The organism is Parapedobacter sp. SGR-10 (assembly GCF_011030405.1).
Classification (GTDB): domain Bacteria; phylum Bacteroidota; class Bacteroidia; order Sphingobacteriales; family Sphingobacteriaceae; genus Sphingobacterium.
The window spans coordinates 35,085-59,292 of record NZ_JAAJTJ010000010.1 but is presented as its reverse complement, the minus strand read 5'-3'; the positions used below and the strand labels follow the sequence as shown (position 1 = coordinate 59,292).

15 protein-coding genes are annotated in these 24,208 nt (G+C 42.8%); all 15 read left to right on the top strand.

From position 1 onward, the window contains the following. Positions 1-34: 34 nt before the first annotated feature. The 15 genes from G5B00_RS09395 (at position 35) to G5B00_RS09325 (ending at position 23,942) form a co-directional block, all read left to right on the top strand. A complete protein-coding gene (locus tag G5B00_RS09395) occupies positions 35-829 on the top strand; it encodes a sugar phosphate isomerase/epimerase family protein (protein ID WP_240894443.1) in 795 nt (264 codons plus the stop codon). A 65-nt stretch (positions 830-894) separates the two neighbouring features. After that, positions 895-2,961: a sulfatase-like hydrolase/transferase gene (locus G5B00_RS09390; RefSeq protein ID WP_240894442.1), complete on the top strand. Its 2,067-nt coding sequence runs from the start codon at positions 895-897 to the stop codon at positions 2,959-2,961. A gap of 137 nt (positions 2,962-3,098) precedes the next feature. Then, complete coding sequence (locus tag G5B00_RS09385) at positions 3,099-4,361, top strand: DUF3748 domain-containing protein (protein ID WP_163873987.1); 1,263 nt, start codon at positions 3,099-3,101, stop codon at positions 4,359-4,361. A 221-nt stretch (positions 4,362-4,582) separates the two neighbouring features. Next, positions 4,583-5,227, top strand: coding sequence for a hypothetical protein (locus tag G5B00_RS09380; RefSeq protein WP_163873984.1), 645 nt, complete (start codon positions 4,583-4,585; stop codon positions 5,225-5,227). 10 nt (positions 5,228-5,237) lie between these two features. Beyond that, complete coding sequence (locus G5B00_RS09375) at positions 5,238-8,369, top strand: SusC/RagA family TonB-linked outer membrane protein (RefSeq protein ID WP_163873981.1); 3,132 nt, start codon at positions 5,238-5,240, stop codon at positions 8,367-8,369. Positions 8,370-8,381: 12 nt separating this feature from the next. Continuing rightward, a complete protein-coding gene (locus G5B00_RS09370) occupies positions 8,382-9,983 on the top strand; it encodes a RagB/SusD family nutrient uptake outer membrane protein (protein ID WP_205966382.1) in 1,602 nt (533 codons plus the stop codon). A gap of 17 nt (positions 9,984-10,000) precedes the next feature. Beyond that, entirely contained in the window at positions 10,001-10,933 is a 933-nt protein-coding gene (locus G5B00_RS09365) for a DUF5017 domain-containing protein (RefSeq protein WP_163873978.1), read from the top strand. A gap of 34 nt (positions 10,934-10,967) precedes the next feature. Continuing rightward, positions 10,968-11,993 carry a DUF5017 domain-containing protein gene (locus G5B00_RS09360; protein WP_163873975.1) on the top strand — a complete coding sequence of 342 codons (1,026 nt, stop codon included), beginning with the start codon at positions 10,968-10,970 and terminating at the stop codon, positions 11,991-11,993. Positions 11,994-12,002: 9 nt separating this feature from the next. After that, positions 12,003-13,802: an exo-alpha-sialidase gene (locus G5B00_RS09355; protein ID WP_163873973.1), complete on the top strand. Its 1,800-nt coding sequence runs from the start codon at positions 12,003-12,005 to the stop codon at positions 13,800-13,802. Between the two features lie 37 nt (positions 13,803-13,839). Then, positions 13,840-15,813 carry an FG-GAP repeat domain-containing protein gene (locus G5B00_RS09350; RefSeq protein WP_205966381.1) on the top strand — a complete coding sequence of 658 codons (1,974 nt, stop codon included), beginning with the start codon at positions 13,840-13,842 and terminating at the stop codon, positions 15,811-15,813. A gap of 26 nt (positions 15,814-15,839) precedes the next feature. Next, positions 15,840-17,621 (top strand): sialidase family protein, encoded by a 1,782-nt coding sequence (locus G5B00_RS09345; protein WP_163873970.1) that lies wholly within the window; start codon positions 15,840-15,842, stop codon positions 17,619-17,621. Beyond that, complete coding sequence (locus G5B00_RS09340) at positions 17,621-19,585, top strand: FG-GAP repeat domain-containing protein (RefSeq protein ID WP_163873967.1); 1,965 nt, start codon at positions 17,621-17,623, stop codon at positions 19,583-19,585. The genes G5B00_RS09345 and G5B00_RS09340 overlap by 1 nt, the downstream gene beginning before the upstream one ends. A gap of 312 nt (positions 19,586-19,897) precedes the next feature. Further along, positions 19,898-20,143 carry a hypothetical protein gene (locus G5B00_RS09335; protein ID WP_163873964.1) on the top strand — a complete coding sequence of 82 codons (246 nt, stop codon included), beginning with the start codon at positions 19,898-19,900 and terminating at the stop codon, positions 20,141-20,143. A 264-nt stretch (positions 20,144-20,407) separates the two neighbouring features. Beyond that, entirely contained in the window at positions 20,408-21,817 is a 1,410-nt protein-coding gene (locus tag G5B00_RS09330; protein ID WP_240894441.1) for a sialate O-acetylesterase, read from the top strand. A 181-nt stretch (positions 21,818-21,998) separates the two neighbouring features. Further along, positions 21,999-23,942 (top strand): FG-GAP repeat domain-containing protein, encoded by a 1,944-nt coding sequence (locus G5B00_RS09325; protein ID WP_163873961.1) that lies wholly within the window; start codon positions 21,999-22,001, stop codon positions 23,940-23,942. Positions 23,943-24,208 lie beyond the last annotated feature (266 nt).

The following is a 24,208-nucleotide window of genomic DNA, read 5'->3' as shown; positions in this document are numbered from 1 at the left end:
ATTAGTTTTTAGCCAATGTGCTTCAAATGCTAATTTGCCAACTAAACAAGCCAACTTTCCGGAATCCAGTTTAGGATGGCATCTGGGGGCGCAAGCTTACACGTTTAAAAATTTCACCTTTACCGAAGCAGTGGATAAAATCGAAAGCTGTGGTCTTCGGTATGTAGAAGCCTATCCGCAGCAAAAAATAGGTGGAGGTATCGACGAAAAGATGGGGCCACGGATGTCCGAGCGTAGCAAGCAATATGTTAGAGATCTATTGAAGAAGAAAAATATTACGGTGGAAGCCTATGGTGTAGTCAAGGCAAAGGATGATGCAGAGTGGGAGGAAATCTTTGCTTTTGCCAAAAGTATGGGCGTCAAAACCATTACGTGCGAACCCGATGTACGTTCACTCGATGCCGTGTCCAGATTATGCGATAAATATGATATTAAGGCTGCTATCCACAATCATCCGAAACCTTCCTATTATTGGAACCCAGACACTGTTCTGGAATCCCTCAAAGGCAAAAGCACGAGGATGGGGGCAGCGGCAGATATAGGCCACTGGGTACGCTCAGGACTGGATCCGGTGGAGTGCTTGAAGAAGTTGGAGGGAAAAATCTATCATCTGCATTTCAAGGATTTGAATGAAAAGAACAATAAGAAAGCCCATGATGTACATTGGGGTACGGGAGTTAACAACATTCCTGGTGTTTTGGCTGAATTGAAACGCCAAGGGTTTAAGGGGATGATCTCGGCCGAATACGAATACAATTGGGATAATAATGTGCCTGATGTCACACAAAGTGTGATCAATTTCCGTGACATAGTCAAGTCTTTGAAATAAAAAATCAAATGCTCGTTTTGGAATGATGATATTGACGGAAAACTCAAATGGCTAGCAAGATGCAGATGGATATAAAAAAAATACTCTTAATACTTTGTCTGATGGGATGCGGAGTGGACACCGCATGGTCACAACAGGTCACTGCACGGAAACTCAATATTATCTTTATTCTTGTCGATGATTTAGGTTATGGAGATCTAGGGGTATTGTTTCAAAAAACGAGACAGCACAAACCCGGAGAAAAAGACCCATGGCTGTTGACACCAAACCTGGATCAGATGGCAAAGGATGGAGCTATACTGTCTCATCATTATGCAGCAGCTCCTGTGTGTGCTCCCTCTAGGGCATCCTTACTTTTGGGAGTCAGCCAGGGACATGCCAATGTCCGGGACAACCAGTTTGATAAGGCATTGGAAGACAACTATACCCTGGGTAATGTGCTGCAGAAAGCGGGATATACCACTGCCGCGATTGGCAAGTGGGGATTGCAGGGAGAAGGTGAACCTCCCCATTGGCCAGCTCATCCACTAAAACGGGGGTTTGACTATTATTTTGGATATATAGCGCATGTCGATGGTCATGAGCATTATCCAAAAGAGGGGATATACAGGGGTAGTAAACAAGTGTGGGAAAACAACAATGAGATAAGCCGTGCACTGGACAAATGCTATACAGGGGATTTGTTTACGGCTGTCGCCAAAAAATATATTGTCGAGCACCAACAAAAGCAGGGAGATCAACCCTTTTTTATGTACTTGGCCTATGATACTCCCCATGCTGTATTGGAACTGCCCACGCAGGCTTATCCAAAAGGACAAGGACTGCATGGAGGTATCCGATGGTTAGGCACGCCGGGACATATGATCAATACCGCTTCTGGCACGGTAGATTCCTATGTCTATCCGCAGTATGCCAATGCAGTATATGATCACGACAAAGATCCAGCTACGCCCGAAATCCCTTGGCCGGATACTTACAAGCGGTATGCATCGGTAACTTTTCGTATCGACGAGCAGATAGGGGATATCTTGCAATTATTAAAAGATCTGAAGATAGAGGATAATACGTTGGTCGTTTTTACATCTGATAATGGTCCGTCAAACGAGTCTTATCTACCTAAGACCTATGTATCCTATCAGGCTGATTTTTTCCATACATTCGGACCTTTTGACGGGATAAAACGTGATCTCTACGAAGGTGGCCTTCGTGTGCCGACAATAGCATGGTGGCCGGGAACCATAGAAACGAATACCGAGATAACATCGGCAAATATTTCGTATGATTGGTTGCCCACCTTTACGGAGTTGGCCGGCTATTCAGCTCCTGTGCGTTCGGATGGTGTATCGTTGGTTTCGGCTCTCACAAAACGAGGGCAACAGCCTAATAGCCTGGTATATGCTGAATATTTCCACCCGGGTACTGTACTTAAATATTCAGCTTTTGTTCCGGAGCGTCAAGGAAAACGTCGTAAGCAGATGCAAATGTTGCGCGTAGGTGATACAGTCGGTGTACGCTATGATGTACAGTCGGCCAACGATGACTTTGAGATATACGATGTCGTCCATGACCCACAGCAAAAGAATAATTTAGCGAGCGAAAGACCATCCTTGCAACAATATATGAAAGCTAGGGTTTTGCAGGTGCGTATGTCTGATACTTCTGCCGCAAGACCGTACGATCAGGCCTTGATACCATCTGTCAAAAATCCGGTGAAGCTCGGCCAGGGGTTGACGATGAAAAACTATCAAGCCAATACACCTTGGATACCCGATACACGTGGCATGAAACCTATTTCCGTTTCTGTGGTAGCAGATCCTGCAAAAGCCAAGATTAGCTCCAATATGGCTGTATTTGAAGGGTATATCGATATTCCCAGCGATGGAGAATATACTTTTTACATTTCTGCAGGTCATAAAGCTTTTATAAGGATACACGATGTTAGTCTGATCGATGCGGACTACCAATATACACAGGGAGAGGAGCGACAAGCTAATGTCAGATTAAGGGTGGGATATCATCCAATTAAAATATATTCTATGACAAATCCTGAAGATCTAGAAACGCTAAACCTACAATGGAGCTATAAAGGGCAACCAAAAGAGAAGATACCTGACCGTGTATTCTATCATTAGAAAAAATGGTAAAATAATTGTTGGAACGTAGCTAACCTTCTACCTGTTTTAGTCATGGTATAATTGAATGTATTATGAAATATCTATTTATTCACAATTTTTTTTTGATAATTCTATTTTTTTTATTGCAGAACTGTATGTACAATCCAGAAAAAAACACCAATACTAGCATCACGATCAACACATTGACAGCATCTGATACAGGGCACACGATGCACCACAACAACGCTTTTTCGAAGGACGACGAATGGATCGTCTTCGATGGGCGAAATGATGATACCAAAATAGGGGAGACCTCAACGATCGGTATCGTGAATGTCCGTACAGGAGAAGAAAAAATCATCTATCAAACCCAAAACCAGACCATCTATGGACCGGGGGTCGGTGCCGTGTCGTTTAGTCCTACCTCAGATCGGGTGATCTTTATACATGGATTGACGAATGCAGATTCGGTCAAGCCTTATGACATGAGTAGAAGAATAGGGGTAGGTATAGATATTGATTCACCTCTGCAAGCATTTCATTATGATCCCCGGGACGTAGTCGCTCCATATACTCCGGGATCGTTGCGGGGAGGGACACATTCGCATTGTTGGAGTGCGGATGGCAGATTGATCAGTTTTACGTACAACGATGAGTTTGTCGACCCAGACTTGCGAACGGTCGGTGTCATGGTGCCTGTAGATCGACCTGTGGTCGTGGAGAAGAATGCTGCAAATAATGACGGTGAAATGTATGCAGCTATAGTTTCGGACGTCATACGTGAGCCTAAGTGGGGTTCGGATGAAATCTCCAAAGCCTTTGATGAGTGTTGGGTAGGGGCCACGCATACGATAGCTTTTCAGGGTCATACACGAAATGAAAGGGGTGAATTGATTACAGAAATTTATCTGGTCGATATCGATGAGGATTTGGTTAAGGCGGATGCAGAGGCCGTAGGTCGGCAAGGAGAGCGCCCTCATGTTCCGAGAGGTATACAGCAGAGACGTTTGTCCAGAACAGGGAAGGGATTGTCTGATCTGAGGCATTGGCTTCGGTCCAGTGCAGATGGAAAATATATCTATGCGTTGGCAAAGGACGATCAGCAGAGAAATCAAATCGTACAGTGTAGTGTAGAAACAGGTGAATTTCAATATATCTCGGAATTTGGCTTCTCCATTGAATCTCCGATCAATATCAGTTATCAAGGAGGCAAGATTACTTTTATTGCCAGGAATAATGTGTATATATTTGATATAGCGGCCAAAACCTTGCAACAGTTGACCGATCATAAAGATAGTGAATTGAAAATAGTGGGAGCACCTGTCTTTTCAAGAAAGGGGGATAAGATTGCATTCAATCAGTTTGTCCGTAAGGATGGTCAGGAGAATGTACAGATTAAGCTGATAGAGGTGGAATAAGACCTAGTAAGTTTCTTAGGCCTACATAGAAGATGCGAAGTTTATTTAAAAGCTTCGCATTTTTTGTTTTGGTTCGGGGAGGTTACCGCGTATATCTATGATAAAATGTTGGATGTTTTTGATAAATCTTATGACTTTTCATCTCTAGGGAACTCCTATCTTTGAATTAACCAAAGAACTTATGTTTCTTATATTTTATTCACAAAATAAATCTAATCGTTATGAGGTCAATTTTAATTATTTTATTAAGCGTTTTTGCACAAGTTTCTTATGGGCAATTGATAACCTGGAATCTCGCTGGTCCTTCCCCTACAACAGGAAAAGAAGCATCCGTTGCGCCGGCTTTTGTTAAAGAAGGGCTAAAATCCAGCGATTTGTCCAAAGGGCCATTGATACGTAGTAAGCAGGGCAATTTAAGAGGATTTAGTGGACATTTGGCCAAAAACGTCCGGACGTTTGAAGAAGCTGTCAAAGAGGGAGCTTATTTCGAATTTTCCGTAGATGTTGAAAAGGGCTATACGGCATCATTTTCCCTTTTGAAAGCTAAATTACGTGTTCAAGAATTTTCCGCTAAAAACTTCCAATGGACATATAGCATCAATGGAGGTGATTTTAAGAAATTGCACGACGAACCTATCTATATGAGTGATCTCAATAATTCCGGAAAAAATCAACCTAATTTGGATCTGAAGAAAGCAGCGGATTTGCAAAATATAAAACCGAATAAAAAGGTGACATTTAGGGTGTATGTTTGGGGCAATGATAATTCGCAAGACAAAGGAAAGATTTCGGTAGGATTTGGTAAATCTAGTGTGAAAGATAATAGCCCTGTCTTGAAATTAGAAGGTAGTGTTGTAAAAAACTAAAAAGTTCATTATGATGAATAAACAATTGTTATTGGTGGTGTTCTTCACACTGGCCATAACGTTTTCGTATGCGCAGCGACGACAATACACTGGAGTAGTCGTGGATTCAAGTACGAATGAAGTTTTGGTGGGAGTTCTAGTCCAGAATACGAATACACCTAATTTCAATACCAGAACTAATGCGTCTGGTGAATTTAACATTCAAGCCTATCGGAGGGATATTATTTCTTTTTCATTTGTAGGATATGAGACAGTCAATTTTTTGGCCCAATCCATACCCAAGCAAGTTATCATGAAACCTTCTGCAACGAGTATTGATGAGGTGGTCGTAATCGGATATGGTACCGTAAATAAGAAAGACTTTACAGGCTCACTTTCAGAAGTGAATGTAGAGGATATCAACCGTGCGCCTGTACCCAATATTGCACAGGCTTTGGCAGGCCGAGTAGCTGGGTTGCAGGTCAATTCGCTTTCGGGCCAGCCGGGCGAGGAGTCAGATATTATCATTCGAGGGGGCAATTCGATCACACAGGACAATTCTCCTTTATATGTTGTGGACGGTTTTCCGATTGAAGGATTTAGTCTATCATCTATCAATCCGGAGGAAATAGCAGAGTTAAGGGTATTGAAAGATGCCTCGGCAACATCCATCTACGGTAGTAGAGGGGCGAACGGGGTGGTCATTATCGAAACCAAGAAAGGTAGTGAGGGGGCACCTGCGATTACGTATAACCTGGATTTAAGCGCGCAAAAGCCCGTGAAGCTCATGGATATGATGGATCCTTATGAATTCGTGAAGTATCAGATCGAGATGGACCCGGATGAAGCGACACGGGTGTACCTTACACAGGAGAACCGAACTTTGGACGATTACAAAAATATTCAAGGATACGACTGGCAGGACCTGTTGTTCAGGACAGCCTTGATGCACAACCACAACCTTTCGATAAGAGGAGGTACACGAGGAACAAAGTATTCTTTTTCCGGCAATGTGATTGATCAGGATGGCGTGATTATCGAATCGGGTTTTAGTCGATATCAAGGCCGTGCCAGAATAGATCAGGAAATCAATAAGAACCTGAACATTAACTTCAATATCAGTTACTCCAAGGATAAGAACTACGGACAACTGACTAATCAGCAGGCTGCGGGCAACAACTCTTATGCGACTTATATCATGTACCGGACATGGGGGTATAGGCCAGTATCTACCGGAGCAAATCTATTGGACGTATTGTTTGACGACGATGGTGATGACAGTGAGACTTTGTTGGTTATGAATCCGATCATATCGACACAGAACGAGTTCAGGGAGCAGAACCGTACTTTCTTTACTGGAAATGTCGGTCTTGATTATAACCTGCCATGGGATTTGAAGCTGAATGTCCGGGGAGGATATCGGTGGCGGATGTACAGAGATGAGGCGTTCAACAATTCCAAGACCTACCGCGGATTTCCACATGCCAATAATGCCAATGGAATAAATGGGAGTTACTCGGAGAATACGTATACAGACTGGATGAACGAAAATACGCTGGCTTACAAAAAGCAGTGGAACAAAGTCCATCGTTTTGACGCATTGATAGGGATGACCATGCAAGGAGCCCTTACCGACAGATATGGGTTTACTTCGGTACAAATTCCCAACGAAGAGTTAGGTATGCGCTCGCTGGAGTACGGTAATATCAAATCGCCGGTCTCTACGGCTTCGGCCAATACCTTAATGTCGTATTTGGGACGGGTCAACTACAATTACAGAAGTAAGTATTACCTGACCGGAAGTTTTCGGATAGATGGATCGTCAAAATTCTCCCCGCAGCATCGTTGGGGATATTTCCCCGCTGTTGCAGTATCCTGGCGATTGGGGCGGGAAGAGTTTTTCAAGAATATTTCATTTATTAGCGACTCGAAGCTGAGAGCGAGCTGGGGCGCAACGGGCAATAACCGTGTCAATGATTTTGCCACGGCCAATATCGTTACGCTGGATGACCGATATGGCATAGGTACAGGTGGGGCCATTCCCGATTATGCTATGATTGTGAATAGCTTCGGTAACAAGGATCTGCGCTGGGAAACCACTTACCAATTGGATATCGGATACGAACTCTCCTTGTTCAAGAACCGTTTGAATTTCGTCGTGGATTATTACAACAAGGACACCAAGGATCTCCTGCTGAATGCCAATGTGCCATATGCAGTAGGATTGCAGCGTATTTACCGTAATATCGGCTCTATCCGCAACAGAGGCTTTGAAATTGAGATCAGTTCGGCCAATATCCACAAGAAGAACTTTAAATGGAATTCGAGCTTCAATATTTCCTTTAACCAAAATAAAGTACTCGGGCTGACGGATGACGAGAAAACCATGTTTAATAACGCAAGGTTTACTGCCAGCTGGAATGCTTCCAATCTGTACGTGACTAAGGTAGGCATGCCGGTATCTTCTTTCTATGGTTTGCTATGGGATGGTGTGTACCAACTGTCGGATTTCGATCAGCTTTCCAATGGTTCTTACGTACTCAAAGACGATGTAGTCTCCTTATACGATGACAGGAGTCTGACACAGCCCGGGGATATCAAATATCAGGATGTCAATGGTGATCTGATCATCGACGACAACGATAAGGTCATCATGGGGCGTACCCTGGCCAAACACTATGGTGGACTGAACAACAATTTTCAGTATAAGAATTTGAGCCTCAATATATTTTTCCAGTGGAATTACGGCAACCAGATCATGAACGCAAACCGCTTGATGTTTGAAGGGAATGGGACAAACAGACGTGCATTGAACCAGTTTGCTACGTATGTGGACAGATGGACACCCGATAATCCTTCCAACGAATACTTCAGGACGAGAGGTGCCGGCCCGGTCGGCTACTATTCGACGAAGGATCTGGAAGATGGGTCCTATATCCGTTTGAAAACCGTTGAACTGGCTTATATGTTGCCAAAAAGATGGATACCACAGGTCTCCCGTGTCGATGTCAGTTTTGCTGCACAAAATTTATACACCTGGTCCAACTATTCCGGTTTGGATCCTGAGGTTTCGACCGTGAATTCTATTTTGACACCCGGTTTTGACTATTCAGCGTACGCACAGAACCTAACGCTATCCTTTGGGGCAAAGGTGACCTTTTAAAACGATATTGTTATGAAAAGTATTTTTAAGAAAATAGCGATGGTAGGTGTTGTTTATCTCATAACATCTTGCCATGATTTGTTGGATATCGATCCAGCCAAATATACGATGGTCAAGGACGATTATTACTCGACAGCAGCGGAGTTGAACTATGCCCTGAATGGTGTATATGCCGCATTGGCTGACGGCAATCTCTATGGTAATAATATGTTGGGCAGGATGGGGCTAGAAGCTGATGAAGCCTATGAGGACTACAGTTCGGATGAAAATTCGGTAGGAGACTATAATGTCACGCCTACCGATCCCAAAATCCAGAATTATTGGCGGTCGTGCTATGTGGGGATCGATCGAGCGAACAATCTCTTGGCAAATGTAGACAATGCTGATATAGATATCAGCGTCGATGAACGCAATGATATCCGTGGTCAGGCACTGTTTCTGCGGGCGTATTATTATTTTATGTTGGTCACACGTTTTCAAGGTGTTCCCTTGATCCTCAATCCGATCAAAAATGCCAGTGCGGAGGAATTGCAACATCCGCGGGCTACGGGCAGAGAGGTGTATGCACAGATCCTGCAGGATATGGAAAAGGCCGCGGCCTGGGTAAAGCCGGCCAGTGAAGTCGGTACCGGTGGCCGGGTATCCAAATCTGCCGTATGGGGCATATTGGCTCGGGTCAATCTGTATCTGGCCGGATATCCTTATTATGAGGAAGAACGGTACGAAGATGCCTTGGTCTATGCTGGGCGTGTCATCAATGAGGGCTTTCACGCATTGAACCCGTCCTATCAGCAAGTGTTTATCAATTATGCACAGGACAAATACGATCTGCAAGAGAGCATTTTTGAGGTTGAGTTTCATAGCGATGGTACAGCCGTATACCCTACCTCAGGTATGGTCGGTAGAAATAACGGTATCCGTAATCCTGTGATAGACAACGTGATCGGGCTTTCGATCGGTGTCTTACGATCTACCGATTATTTGCATGGTCTATATGAGACCGGAGACAAACGTCAGAACTGGAACGTCGCTCCATATTATTATGTAAACGATGGTGGAGTAGCGATGAAAGTTGAATGGGGTGTTAATGATTCCAAATACCAACGTTTTTGCGGTAAGTTCAGAAGAGAATACGAGACCGTGCTTCCCAAGCTGAACTCGCAGACACCTCAAAATTTCCCGATTTTGCGGTACTCGGATGTACTATTGATGTATGCCGAAGCATACAACGAAGTCTATCAAGGGGCCAATGACGATGCGATCGAATACCTCAACATGGTTCAACGAAGAGGGTTGGGGTTGGATCCCACGTTAGCAAGCCCGACGACGGATTTTACAGATCGAGGCTATGCCGATTTTAAGAAAGAAGTTCGGGATGAAAGACCACGGGAATTATGTTTTGAAATGTTGCGCAAAAATGATGTAGTACGTTGGGGCGTATTCTATGATAATATGGTGGCTCGGGAAGCTGAAACACCGCAGACCTATACCTCATCGTATTATGTGCGTGCCCGACGATATTTCAGAAGTGTAGAGCGCAGAGATGCATGGTGGCCGATCCCGTCATACGAAATGGGCGTAAATAAAAAATTAGTTCAAAACCCAGGATGGTAATTATGAAAAGTAGTCCAATGAAAAAGTATTTAATTTTAATGAGCGTTCTGTTTGTCGTCATGTCCTGTCGTGACTCTTATGAAATCACTGAACCTCACTTAGACGTCTGGACAGACAAGGTCGTGTATAAGGTGGGCGATACCATTATCTTCCATATCGAAGGGAGCCCGGATATGATCAACTTCTATCCTGGCCATTATGGAAAGGAATATCGGTACCAGGACGTCGAACGTATTTATGAATATATGCCGACGTTAGGTTTCCGGGCGGCAAAATTTGCAGGTAATAATGAAGACTGTGCAGAGCTGTTGTATACCACGGAATTCAACGAAAATTACGATTATACCAATGTGAGTGCGGTAAACTGGATTAATATATCGGATCGATTTGATATCCCGCCTATTGATGGTACATCGGCCAACTTTTCCGATGCAGGAACTGTCGATGTCACGGACATATTTGAAGAAGGTAAGCCGGTATATTTCGCTTGGTATTGTAAGACAAACGAAGCTTCACAACGGACGCGGTTTCAGGTAGCAGATTTCAATCTTAAAGGAATTGCTACGAATGAACCTGATATTTCGGGAATATTAGTTTCACAAGCAGCTATGGGCTTTCAATGGTCATTAAATCCAGAGGCTGCAGCACAGACTTCGAATCTACCGAGCATTACCAATTCTCTAATCTATTGGAATGGTATTTTCGATAATACTGCTGGCCTCTTGAAAGAAGGATATGCTGTTAGCGGTCCGATCACTTTGCCTGATCAGATGAATTTGGGTAAAGATTATCCCATTGTGGTCAAGGGCATGCAAATGGAAAATATGACGGAGTACACGTACGCATTTGAGGAAGCCGGTGAGTTTGAAGTTACGTTTGTAGGTTTCAATGTGAATTTTGAGGGGAAGAAAGAAGTCGTAAAGACAATAAAGCTGACGATCGAGGAATAATAATATTCAGTAATGAATAATAAATGATATACAGATGAAAGGTATAATAAAATATTGGATGGCACTGAGTATGGGTGTTATCTTGGCATGTAATGCCGACAGTGTAGAAGTTATCGAGTTGGCGAAGATCGATGTCGAAGATCCTACGCAGAAAGGTGCATTGGAGTTTGACGTAGAAGTAACCGAAATCGTGAAGGACACCGTGCGATTCCAACTGTCCGGTAACCCCGATTTAATTGACTTTTATTCGGGTACATTTGGTAATGCGTATGCGTACAAGGATCAAGACCGGTTTTATGATGTGTTGGCTAATTTAAGTTTTCAAACGGGAAAGTCTCCTGACAATGATACTGAGGTCAATTGGGACTGTGCGCATTTGCTGTACTCGACCGATTTTAATGGCGAGCGTGAAGGAGTGAATGCTTATACCAATGCTTTAGCAGCGACATGGAAGCCTATTCCTCACGAATTTGTGATAAAGGACAAGCCGGGCGATATTGCTGATTATCAAGATTCAGGTATGGGGGATATTACTGCAATTTTTGCGGAAGAAAAACCGGTTTATTTAGCATGGCATTGTACGACACAAGCCGAATCGAAGCGAGTTGTATTCAGGGTAGTAAATTCAAGTCTCCGGAGCGTTGTGGTTGATGACGAGAGCAGATCTGCGGAGCTGTATAATCAAAACCAGCTTGATTTTAAATGGGCTTTGAATCCTGCGGCAGCGGATCAGATAGGTCATATGACTACAGTACCTACAGTTACCTCTACTACGCTCAATTGGCATGGTGCATTCAATAATCTCAGTTCGCGATCGGATCACCCGCTTGTTGGGCAGTTCAAAGAAGGCTACGCCATTAGCAAAGCCCTTGAACTTCCTCAATTTAATGCCGGGAAGGACAAACCCATGCTATTAACACCGAAGAATGATGGTACTTGGGGGGAATACGAATTTATTTACGATAAAGCAGGCGTATATGAAGTCGTGTTTGTCGCGTCGAATGTTAGGGATGGCGGTGAACCTGTTATGAAGACCTTTACCGTAACGATTACGAAGTAAAGTTTGCGGATGAAGAGCTGGCATACCAAGATCGTAGTTGTTTTATTTGTTGCACTGCTATTCGGATGCAAGAAGGTACTACCTATATCCGACCAGGAGGACGACGGTGACTCGGTACAACAGACGTTTAATCCCTATCCGGGGACGATCGTCTTTGAGGTCGATGACCCCATCAACGATTATACGGTCCAATCACCGAGTGTTCTCGTACTGTCCAATGGGAATTATCTGGTCTCCTTTTTTTACGACGGAGGGACCAGTGTTTATATATCCAAAGACCAAGGAAAAACCTGGACGCAGCATTCCCGAGTGTCACCATCCAATTTTGCGACCCTGTTTGAACATAATGGGAATGTATATCTTATGGGAACGTCAAAGGGGGGCAGGGGAGATATAGCTATTTATAAGTCTACCGATCAAGGTAAAAACTGGACAGTTCCGACGGATGCAAACAACGGTATATTATTTAAAGGGATGTTTCATACTGCCCCGGTTCCGGTCGTAAAACATAACGGGAAAATATGGCGGGCGTATGAAGAGATCTTTGATTCGGCGGAAAGTCGGGATTTTTATGCGTTTGCAGTCTGTGCCGATGAAGATGCTGACCTGTTGAAAGCATCCAGTTGGAAGCGAACCAATAGTATTCGTTTTGATGAGTCCTGGATTAATGCCCGGCGTCCGAATTGGTTGGAAGGGAATATCGTGGCCACCCCTGAAGGTAAACTGATCAACTTTATGCGGTTGGAAACCTGGCCGGGATCAGGTATTTCTTATCAAATTCAAGGTGCTGCAAGTGACAAGCCAAGGCATGAGGTTGCTGCGTTTTTGGATATCGATGCGGAGAGCATGACGGCCGAATTCAAGAATGAGCCTAGAAATTACATTCATTTTCCCGGAGCGGAAACCAAATTTACAATCCGCTATGATCCGGTATCGGGATCGTATTGGACCATTACGAACAAAATCACATCCTTTATCAATACCACGGGTACCCATGATGGTAGTTGGCATCAGCGCAATGTGTTGGTCTTGATGCGTTCTACGGATCTGGTCAATTGGGAAGTCAAACAAAAGATATTGAAATGGAATGAGGGAGCAAAACTGAAAACTTGGGATACTTTTGGTTTTCAATATGTGGATTGGCAATTTGATGGAGAAGATATTGTTTTTGCGAGCAGAACATCCTGGTACGGCAAGCGTTACCACGATGCCAATATGATTACTTTCCACCGCGTTGAAAATTTTAGAAATGCTTCAGATCAGGAACCGGAAGATCTGTTGAAATATACCCAGCATCCGAGGCTGTTTGATATACCAATTAAGGATATTAAAAATGGAAATTTAATATTTGGTGATATTGAGGTGGCTGTTTCTATAGGAGAAGGGATTGATATCGATGAGGAGGGGCATATCATTTTGAAAAACCAGTTGATCTCTAACGATGAAAGCCAAGCGATGAAAGCTTTTCGATATGTTGAGTTAAAGATTGTAAATCATAAAGGGGATAATTTTTCGCTCGAAACGTTGCAATCATCCATTAAAGGGAACAACAGAAGTTTTAGGTTAAAATGGGTGTACAGTATAGACGGCAAGACTTTTCATCCGATTACCGATTATTTGCACCGTGTAGAGGGGATTAACGGGGTAATCTTTGATAACCCACCGTTGTATCTGCCTGTATATAGGCCACTAAATAAGGTTAAGGGGAGAGATGGAGCCATATTGCGCTGTGTGTTTGTTAATGGAAATGATGGTGGTAGCTATGTGAAATTTGATGATAAGATTACGGTAGGAGGAAGGATTTTGTAACGACCTCGGAGAGAATTTATAAAGGATAAATAAAAATATGTTGAACAGAATCCTTTTTATTTTGGTTCTTTTGATGAATCATTTGCATATTCTTGCTCAGCAAGCAGAAAGTACATTTGTAAGCGGAGAGCCCATCAAAAACGGTTCCGCCGATGGAATAGGGCATTTTGCGTTGCCCTCTATTACAGGAGCGATTATGGGCATGGCCATCGTAAATGATGATGAATATCCAGACCTTTTTCTGCAATCAGATAACAGGGCTCCGGGTACTTACCTGTATTACTTCAAAAAATTAACAGAGAAAGGCGAACCTGTATTCTCACAGGGCGTAAAAATAAAACTTCCTTTTGAAGATACAGGAAGAAATAGGGGGACTGTCATCCAAACCTCGGATAAACAGATTCATGGATTTTGGCGATTTGGGGGAAAAGCAATCAAAACATCGATTTTCGATAAATCAAGCACTTCTTTTGACGAAGCGAAATCAATAACTGTTAATGGTTTGCCAAGAGGATTTTCCACTTTTGGTGTGGTAAAAACACCGGAAGGAAAATATCTTTTCCTGTTTACCATAGCAAAGGTATCCACTTCTCCTGTGATAAAAATGCAGTTCGACAGCCTTTATTACACACCCGAAGGATTCTGGCCCAATGAACTAACCGAAGTGGGTATTTATGGAGCATTGGTAAATGATCTGGAAAACCTCAAACATCTGGAAGCAAAACCTTTGACCGAGTTGAACCAAACTTATTTCGGTATCAGCGGTTATACCGGTTATGAAACAAAAAGCAAAGATAAATATGTAATCTGCGGAACTAGGATGGGAAATATACACGCCTATCAGATAGATGAAAACGGATTATACCCTACGAAATACGTAGTCGATAAAAACCATATTATACAGCGAACGCCAACGGTAAACGGTTATCCTACTTATTTTAAAGGTCCCGGACAAACGGAAGGTCTGTTGCTCTCGGGAGAGGGGGGTATTTTCTTCTATCAGAACACGAAACAAAAAGATAAAAACGGTAATCTGGTTTTTGAAGATCCGGCTTATATTTTACAGGAGAATCCTACCCTTTATGGAGGTTCTTTGGTCGTTCCCAGTCTTGCAGATTGGGATGGGGACGGTGTGCTGGATATTGTCTCAGGAAACTCTGCAGGTAACATTTTGTTCTTTAAAAATACAGGCACCAACATAAAACCAGCTTATCAGAATCCGGTTGCTTTAGAAGCAGGAGGCGTAAAAATTCATGTTCAACCTGGTTATCGCGAAGATATACAGGGGCCACATGAAGCTCGCTGGGGTTATACCTGTCCGGTAGTTTACGACTGGAACAAAGATGGCTTGCCCGATATTCTGACCGGAGACAGCAGGGGAAAATTCATGGTATACATCAACAAAGGAACAAAATCAAAGCCAGCGCTTGAATCTGAACACCCACTTTACATCAAAGGATTGAATGTACATGGCGGTTGGCGTTCCATTCCCGGTGTGGCAGAAATGGGGGGCAAAGATGTATATGTAATTTTAGATAGAGACAATGATTTTCACCTGTATTATAAAACAGATACTTACAATATAGACGATGCTGGAAAATTAAAGTTAACAGATGGTAAAAACATACACGGACACCGCCGAAAAGGAGGGCAATATGGCAGGGCAAAAACGCATATAGTTGATTGGGATGGGGATGGGGTAAAGGATATGTTGATTGGTACAGGCAGGGGAGCAGCTATACCAAATCCGATGACGGGCTTGCCTTATAATCGCAAGACGAAAAACGAGGGAGCGGCTGTATTATTTTTGAGAAATGCCGGAACCGACGCAGAACCAATTTTTGAATTTCCCAAGATGATGAAGTTTAAAGGTGAAGATATTCTTTTGGGAGCGCATGAATGCGCGCCGACAACAGGTTATATAGGGGGAGATGGAAAAACGCTTAATCTGATCGTAGGTACGGAATATGGGACTTTTATGTATTATGACAGGAAAGATTTGAGCTGGTAATAAACTGTAAAACGATAAAAATATAGATGATGAAAAAAATAAATGTTTTTAAGTTCCTTGTTATAATTTGCTGTACAACTTTTCTGCTAAATACAGCTGTAGCACAACGATTTAATCCCTTTCCGAAAAGTGTAGGTACGGTTGTGTTCGAATCCGAAGAAGATCCTATCGTTAAAAAAGTCGCCTCGCCAAGTATTGTCATTTTAGAGAATGGTGATTATTTGGTTTCCCATGATTTTGACCGGGGAACGAGCGTACATGTTTCCAAAGACAAAGGAAAAACATGGAGTTTGCTTTCCCGGGTTGCTCCGTTGATCTGGGCCAATATCTTTGAACATAAAGGGAATGTTTACCTCATGGGTACGTCCAAAGGATGGGGAAATATCATCATTTATCGATCCACTAATCAAGGTAGGACATGGTCTGAACCGAAGGATGAGGATACGGGAATACTAGCCAAAGGAATGTTTCATACGGGACCTGTGCCTATTGTAAAGCATAAGGGCAAGATTTGGAGGGCTTATGAAGAAGCTTTCGATGCTAAAGACCGGAGGGATTTTCATGCTTTGGCAATTTGTGCCGATGAGGGTGCGGATTTGCTCAAGGCCTCGAGCTGGAAAAGAACGAACAGTATCCGTTTTGATGAGCAATGGCTCAATGCCAGACGACCCAATTGGCTGGAGGGAAATTTAGTCGTTACCCGAGAAGGTAAATTAGTAGACTTCATGCGTTTAGAAACGTGGATAGGTAGAGGTGTTAATTATACAATAGAAGGAGCTGCCGCTGGAAAGCCTCGAGATGAAATAGCTGCGATCATTGATGTCGACGATAAGAATATGCAGATGGTTTTTAAGAACGAGAAGCGAAACTTTGTGCATTTTCCGGGGGCAGAAAGCAAATTTACTATTCGTTATGATTCGATTTCTAAGCAGTATTGGACCATTACGAATAAGATTTCATCTTTTAGAAATACATTGGGAAGGACACATGATGGCAACTGGCACCAACGTAATGTATTGGTTTTAATGAGTTCTCCGGATCTGACAAACTGGACGATTAAAAAGAAAATATTGAAATGGGATGAGGGCGCCCATCTGCGGACATGGGATACGTTTGGCTTTCAATATGTCGATTGGGTTTTTGATGACAACGATATTGCTTTTGTGAGTAGAACATCTTGGTATGGTTTCCGTTACCACGATGCGAATATGGTTACTTTCCATCGGATTGCGGATTTCAGGAAAAGCAATACGAATATAGAGCCTGAAGATTTGAAAAATTATACAAAGCATCCTATATTGGTCAGCATTCCACAGGCGAACCTGACGAAAGACCGTTTTCGTATAGGAGATTTTGATATCATCACAAGACTGGGGAAGGGGCTGGTACAAAATGCGCGGGGTGAGTTGAAATTTGCGACGAAAGACAAACCTGCAAAAGATGAGAAACAAGCATTGAAACAAGAGCGGTACTTTGAGATAGAGATTAAGAACAGAAAGATAAAAAATTTTTCGGTGGAGACCTTGGACTATACTCCAATAACCAACAGCAAAAATCTGAAATTGAAGTGGGTTTATAGCAAGAATGGTATTTTGTTCGATCCCATCACAAGGTATCTTTTGAATGTAGAAAACGGGGTAGAAGATTATAAACCCGAACCAACGTTATATTTACAGGTTTATCGACCATTAAATAGTATCGCCGCACAGGAGGGTATCGTTCTTCGATGTTACGTCATAGGAGGGAGCGAAGAGGATGTCATGTTAAATTTTATGGATCAAATAGCTATTGGAGGAAGAGCATTATAATGAGACAGATTTTTTTAATTTTATCGCTAACTTGTGGGGTTGTATCCCAATCTATTTCACAAGAACAAGATCTACAGTTTCTAAAATATAATAATCCCGGTCTAATTGTCGATTTAGGGGTAGGGTTATGGGCTTGGCCGCTACCGGTTGACTACGACAATGACGGGGATATGGATTTAGTGGTTTCTAGTCAAGGTAGGCCATTTAACGGCTTGTATTTATTTGAAAATATATCAGGAGACGAGAAACCCGTATTTGCAAAACCTAAATGGTTGAATAAATCGGTCAAAGATATCCAGATATCATACCACGAAGGTAAGCCGATATTTAGCGGACCCGGGGTAATCTATACGGATTTTCTGAATACCTATACCAAGAAGAAAAAAAAGGTGTTTGACGTGAATACCATCAAAGGCGAGATCAACGGTCGTATCCGGTTCAATCAATGGAAGCATGTGGATTATGACAATGACGGAGACTTGGATGTTATTGTAGGCATCGATGAATGGGGAGATTACGGTTGGGATAATGCGTTCAACAGTCACGGTCAGTGGACAAAAGGCCCATTACACGGATACGTATATTTGATTGAAAATGTTGATGGAGAATATATGAATAGGGGTCGGTTGAAAGATCAATATGGGAAGACAATAGATGTATATGGTGCTCCTACACCGAATATGGCCGATTTTGACGGTGATGGTGATTTGGATTTGATCTGTGGCGAATTTTTGGATAAACTGATCTATTTCGAAAATATCGGAACACGGGAAAATCCTATATTTAAGGAAGGGCAATATGTCTATAATAACCAGGGAATTGTAAAAATGGATCTGGAGATGATTATCCCTGTTGCGGTTGACTGGAATAAAGATGGACATGTGGATCTTATTGTCGGTGATGAGGATGGAAGAGTCGCCTATATCAAAAATACGGGGGAAATCGTGAACGGAATGCCTCAATTTGAAAATCCCTATTACTTTCAGCAGGAAGCAGACAATGTCAAATTTGGTGTGCTGGTTACGCCTGTCAGTGTCGATTGGGATAATGATGGCGACGAGGATCTAATTGTCGGTAATTCGGCGGGACGCTTTGCCTTTATCGAAAACCTCGGTCTATACGATGGCGCACCGCGTTGGGCGAAGCCAAAATTATTGGAAGTAGAAGGCCAGGAAATCCGGATCATGGCGGGGTATAATGGCTCTATACAAGGGCCGGCAGAGCAAAAATGGGGCTATACGACGCTCTCTGTGTCGGATTGGAACAACGATGGGAAGCTTGATCTTATTGTGAACTCTATTTTTGGCGAAGTTGTATGGTATGAAAATATAGGAACAAAAGAAAAAGCAGTATTGGCGAAACCGAAGCCTGTTTTGGTGGATTGGAAGGGTGCGGAAACGCCAAAGCCTTTTTGGGTATGGTGGACGCCAAAGCCGAATAGCTTGGTGACGCAATGGCGTACAACGCCGTTTACCATCGATTGGAATAACGATGGATGGAACGATCTGATTATGATGGATACAGCAGGATATTTGTCTTATTTTGAAAGGGATGCGAAAAGTCAGGGTAAGCTACTGAAAGCGCCGCAGCGGATTTTTTATTCGGTTAACGAATCGGCTTTTGATCAAAAGCATGCTGTAGTAGACAGTTTAGCAGGGCTATTGCGACTGAATGCGAAGCAACACGGACAGAGCGGAAGACGTAAATTCACCATCGGAGATTGGAATGGTGATGGCAAAAACGACATCATTGTCAATAGCAAAAATGCGACAGTCATGGAATTTGTGCGAACAAAAAAGGGTCTTAATTACTATAAAAATCAAGATCCTGTCGCGGCGTTAGTACTTGCCGGACATGATACCAGCCCGACGTTGGTCAATTGGTATGGATCGAAGTACAAAGATCTTTTGATAGGAGCCGAGGATGGTCATTTCTATTATCTGAAGAACCCTAAAAATAACTAGATAGCTGGGATTACCCCGAGGGATCGGCAAAACCCTCTTAGGGAATTTCAAAATATCCGTAAAGGAGCGGAAAATATCCTCAAGGGTATCGGAAAGATACAGACGGTTGAGCAGGATCGCCCCAAGGTTTTTTAAAATGTCCCTAAGGATATATACAGTTTCCCTCGTGAAATGCAAAATATTCCAAGGGAGGTGTGATGCCGCCTTTGGGAAAAGCAGCATATCCCAACGGACAGACAACATTTCCCTGAGGGTGTTGAGAATATTCCAAGGGATTGGTACTGTAGCCTTAAGGATGTGCGCTGTATCCCCATGGATAAGCAAGATTTCCTTTGGGATTCTTCCGATGTCCCGAAGGCTATGCGGTATCTCCCTGAGGGAACGCAAGATATACCGAAGGGTATGCAGGATTTACCTGGGGATGTCTGGGATTTCCCAAGGGATAAGGATGATTTCCCTTGGGTTTTTTCGGATATCCCGACGGGAACGCAAAATATCCTTAAGGCTGGGGGAACGGTGCTGAAAGGGGCGGAGAAGAAAAAAATATGCCTTTACTGATGTTTTGGGTAGATTTTTTTATTTTTTTTGATCGAATTGATACATGAGAAAGGGGTAAAATTCCGCCAAAAAGTTTTTTAGTCTTTCCGGATTTTGGCAGGATTTTACCTTATATATATCCAACAATTTTGTAGGGCTTTCTATATAGATTTTTGACAATATGTTGGATGTTCTTGATAAATGATGAGATGAAGATTGTAGATAGATTTTCTATCTTTGGCTTAACCAAAAAACTTATGTGTCACTTTTTATATTATACTCATTATGCGTAAATTATTCATTACATCCTCCTTTGTATTCATTTTATTGCTTTGTGCCTATATGCCGACAAAGAGTCAGGTGGCATTACCATCCATATTTTCGGACCACATGGTACTACAACGTAATGCTGAAGTGAAGATCTGGGGTTGGGGAGGAAGAGGTAGTCAGGTATGGATATTGCCGGGTTGGTCTCAGGATACAGTCAAAGTGACCTGTGACGGGAACGCAGAATGGTCGGCAATATTGAAAACACCACAGGCAGGAGGACCCTATGAAATCAAATTTGTAAACAGACGCATAACGAGTTCTATAAAGGATATTTTGATTGGTGAGGTATGGCTTTGTTCGGGGCAGTCCAATATGGAATGGGGAGCACAAAGCAAGCATCAAGAAATGTTGGACGAAATCCCCCACGCCAACAATAAAAACATCCGGTTGTTGCATGTCAATCGTATCGGTGCTCAGGTACCACAGGACAATTTTATCAATAAATGGGAAATGGCATCCAGTGATCGACTAAAAGAATTTAGTGCCATAGGATACTTTTTGGCCAAAAAACTAAATCAGGAGCTAGATGTGCCCATCGGTATCATCAGTGCCAGCATTGGGGGTACTAACGCTGAAGTATGGATGCCTAAGGAAGTTGTGGAATCTGACCCTGTCTTGCTAGCCGACGCGAAAACCTTTAGTCCACATCGTTCACGTCCTACAGCGATTGGGTCCAGCTGGAATGGTATGATACACCCGTTGAAAGGCTTCACTCTTGCTGGATTCTGTTGGTACCAAGGCGAATCCAATGTAAACAACTACAAGAACTATAATAGACTGATGACTGCATTGGTCAATTCATGGAGAAAAGAATGGGATGCGGAACTGCCATTCTACTATGTGCAGATTGCGCCACATATCTATAAACAATCTACTCCTTCGGAGCAGAAAGCATCGCTTTTGAGAGAACAGCAGACGGCACTGTTGAAGCTACCGAAAACGGCTATGGTCGTGGTTTCTGATCTGGTGCCCGATATTAAAAATATCCATCCACCCTATAAAAAAGAAGTTGCCAATCGCTTAGCCAATATCGCATTGGCAGAAGTATATGGCAAGAAACTGCAGGATTATAAGTCCCCGGTGTATAAATCGCATACCGTCAAAGGGAATGAGGTAGTCGTGGAATTTGATTATGTCAGCAATGGATTGATGATGCAAGGAAATACAATTAAAGAATTGTTTGTTGCCGGAGCGGACAATGTCTATAAGGTTGCCGATGCACGTATCGAAGGCAATAAATTGGTCGTTTACAATGCAACGATAAAGAATCCGAAATCGGTTAAGTTTTCGTTTTCAGATGTTGCGATAGGCAATCTGTTCAGCAAGAGCGGACTGCCGGTAGCACCATTTCGGATTGAGTTGTAGAAATAGTAAGGGCAAAAATGTCTGGTAATTTATTTAGTCGTCATTTCGAACGAAGAGAGAAATCTATGGATGAATTTTAATTAACTATTTTTCAACTTGTTGAAAAATTTCTTATCCATAGATTTCTCCTCGTACCTCGTCGAAATGACGGTATGATTGACTTTTAATTAAACAACTACTTATGCCCAAGATTATCATATTTTTATTATTCTCAAGCTGGTTTGCAGCTTACTCCCAGATCTCTCTGGAGAGCGGTCGACCTATTCTGAATCAGGACAAGAAAGGTTACGGTAGACTATCTGTTCCTTTTTACAATGGTTATCTGATGGGGCTTGCCGCGGTTCGTTCGGACAAGCCTGTAGACTTATTTTTACAGGGAACAAACGGAAGCCAAGGTGTGATCTATTATTATGCCTTTGAAAAAATGTCTCCAGATGGAGTACCGATCTATGATAGTCCTTTGGAGATCGATGCACCTTATGAGGGAAAAAACAAAGAGAGAGGAGTAGTATTCCAACACAGTAGCGGTACAGTTTATGGCCTGTGGAAGTACGGCAAAGTCATACGTTATGCCGAATTTGACAAGTCGTCTAAGGTATTTAAGCCAAAAGGAGAGATCAAGGTTTTCGGTACGGGGTTTTCGGATTTTGGTATAGTGGAGCTGCCCGATAGGAAGATCCTTTTCCTAGCAGGGAGGAGAGAAGAAGGCGTTTTTTCAAATGGAGCATCATACCCACACAAAATTGCTTATAACGCGGAAGGTTTTTGGCCGTACGAAATTCCCCGACTAGGGATATTGGGAGGTGTGATGAATCGTATAGAAGATAACGAGGTGAAAGTAGAACAGTTCACTTCTCTGGATCAGGTCTATTATGCATTTGACGGTTTTATAGGTGCAGAGATTCAAGATAAGTTTTACATTTTTAGTGGAACTCGTTTAGGAAATATACAGGGATATGAATGGGATATAAAGAAAAACACACTTGGGGCAAAAAAATATATCGTAGATGCGGAAGGTATCATACAGCGCAATCCAAATGTGCACGCTTATGTAGGGCATTTCAAATATGATGATATGCATCAGGGGATATTGACCGTCGGTGAAGGAGGAATCTATTATTATGCTAATCAGAATAAGATCAATGATAAGGGAAATCTGGTATTTGACAAACCGAAACACCTGTTGCAGCTGAATCCCGATTTATATGCTGGTTCGTTGGTCAATCCCTGTCTAGTGGATTGGAACAATGACGGGTTAGTGGATCTGATCGTCGGCAACTCGATGGGTTTTATTTTCTACTATAAGAACGAGGGAACAAATGAAAACCCTAAATATGGTGATCCGGAATATCTGAAGGCAAATAATGAGATCATCCACATCCAGCCAGGGTATCGGGAAGATATACAAGGTCCCGGAGAGGCGAGGTGGGGGTATGTGAGCCCTACCGTGTTTGACTGGGATGGAGATGGCAAGCTCGATATATTGACCGGAGACAGCCGTGGAAAATTTATGTTCTATAAGAATATCGGTACAGCAGAAAATCCTGTCTTGGCTTCGGAGAGGCCCTTATACCTGGAAGGAATGGATCTGCATGGTACTTGGCGTGTGAAGCCCGGCGTGGCTCGGTTTGGGGACAAGGTCGCTTATATGATTTTCGATCGGGATGACGAATTGCATCTTTATTGGCAATTGGATGCCTATAACGTCAAGGATGGAGGAAAATTGCTATTGGAAGGAAAGCCGATCTGCGGCAATAAGTCTCGTGGAGGTACAGTAGGGCGCAGCAAGCTAGAGATCATAGATTGGGATGAGGATGGGGTGCACGATCTGTTGATCGGTACCTATGGAAAACAGTCCATTCCCGATACGACTGACCGGGGATTGCCGCTGAATATGAAACCCAGGAGAGGATCAACCATTTTGTTTTTGAAAAATATAGGTACCAATGAGCAGCCGGAGTATGCCTTTCCCAAGGTGTTGAAGCACAAAGGTGTGAATATATCGTTGGGAGGACATGAGTGTACGCCTTCGGTAGGAAATATCGGTGGTGCAAAAAATAATCTGGTCATAGGAGTGGAGACAGGGCGCATTTTGTTTTATGACAGAAAGAATTTAAGTTGGTGACGATTCAAAAAAAACGTGTATCCATACGAGGGATTCTATTATGCAAGGACTAAAAATATAATGAATGAACCCGTTGTGCATTATGTGCGTTTTTTTTTGTCATTCCGACAATAGGAGGAATCTAATAGCCATACACAAACAGATGGTTATTCATTCGTGTTAGCCTTCAATGGCATGAATGATTGCTTTGCAATTCCTATCGTCAGCATGACAATAGAGTGGTTTTTATTTGATAATGCACAACGGGTTGAATGAAGAATATTTTA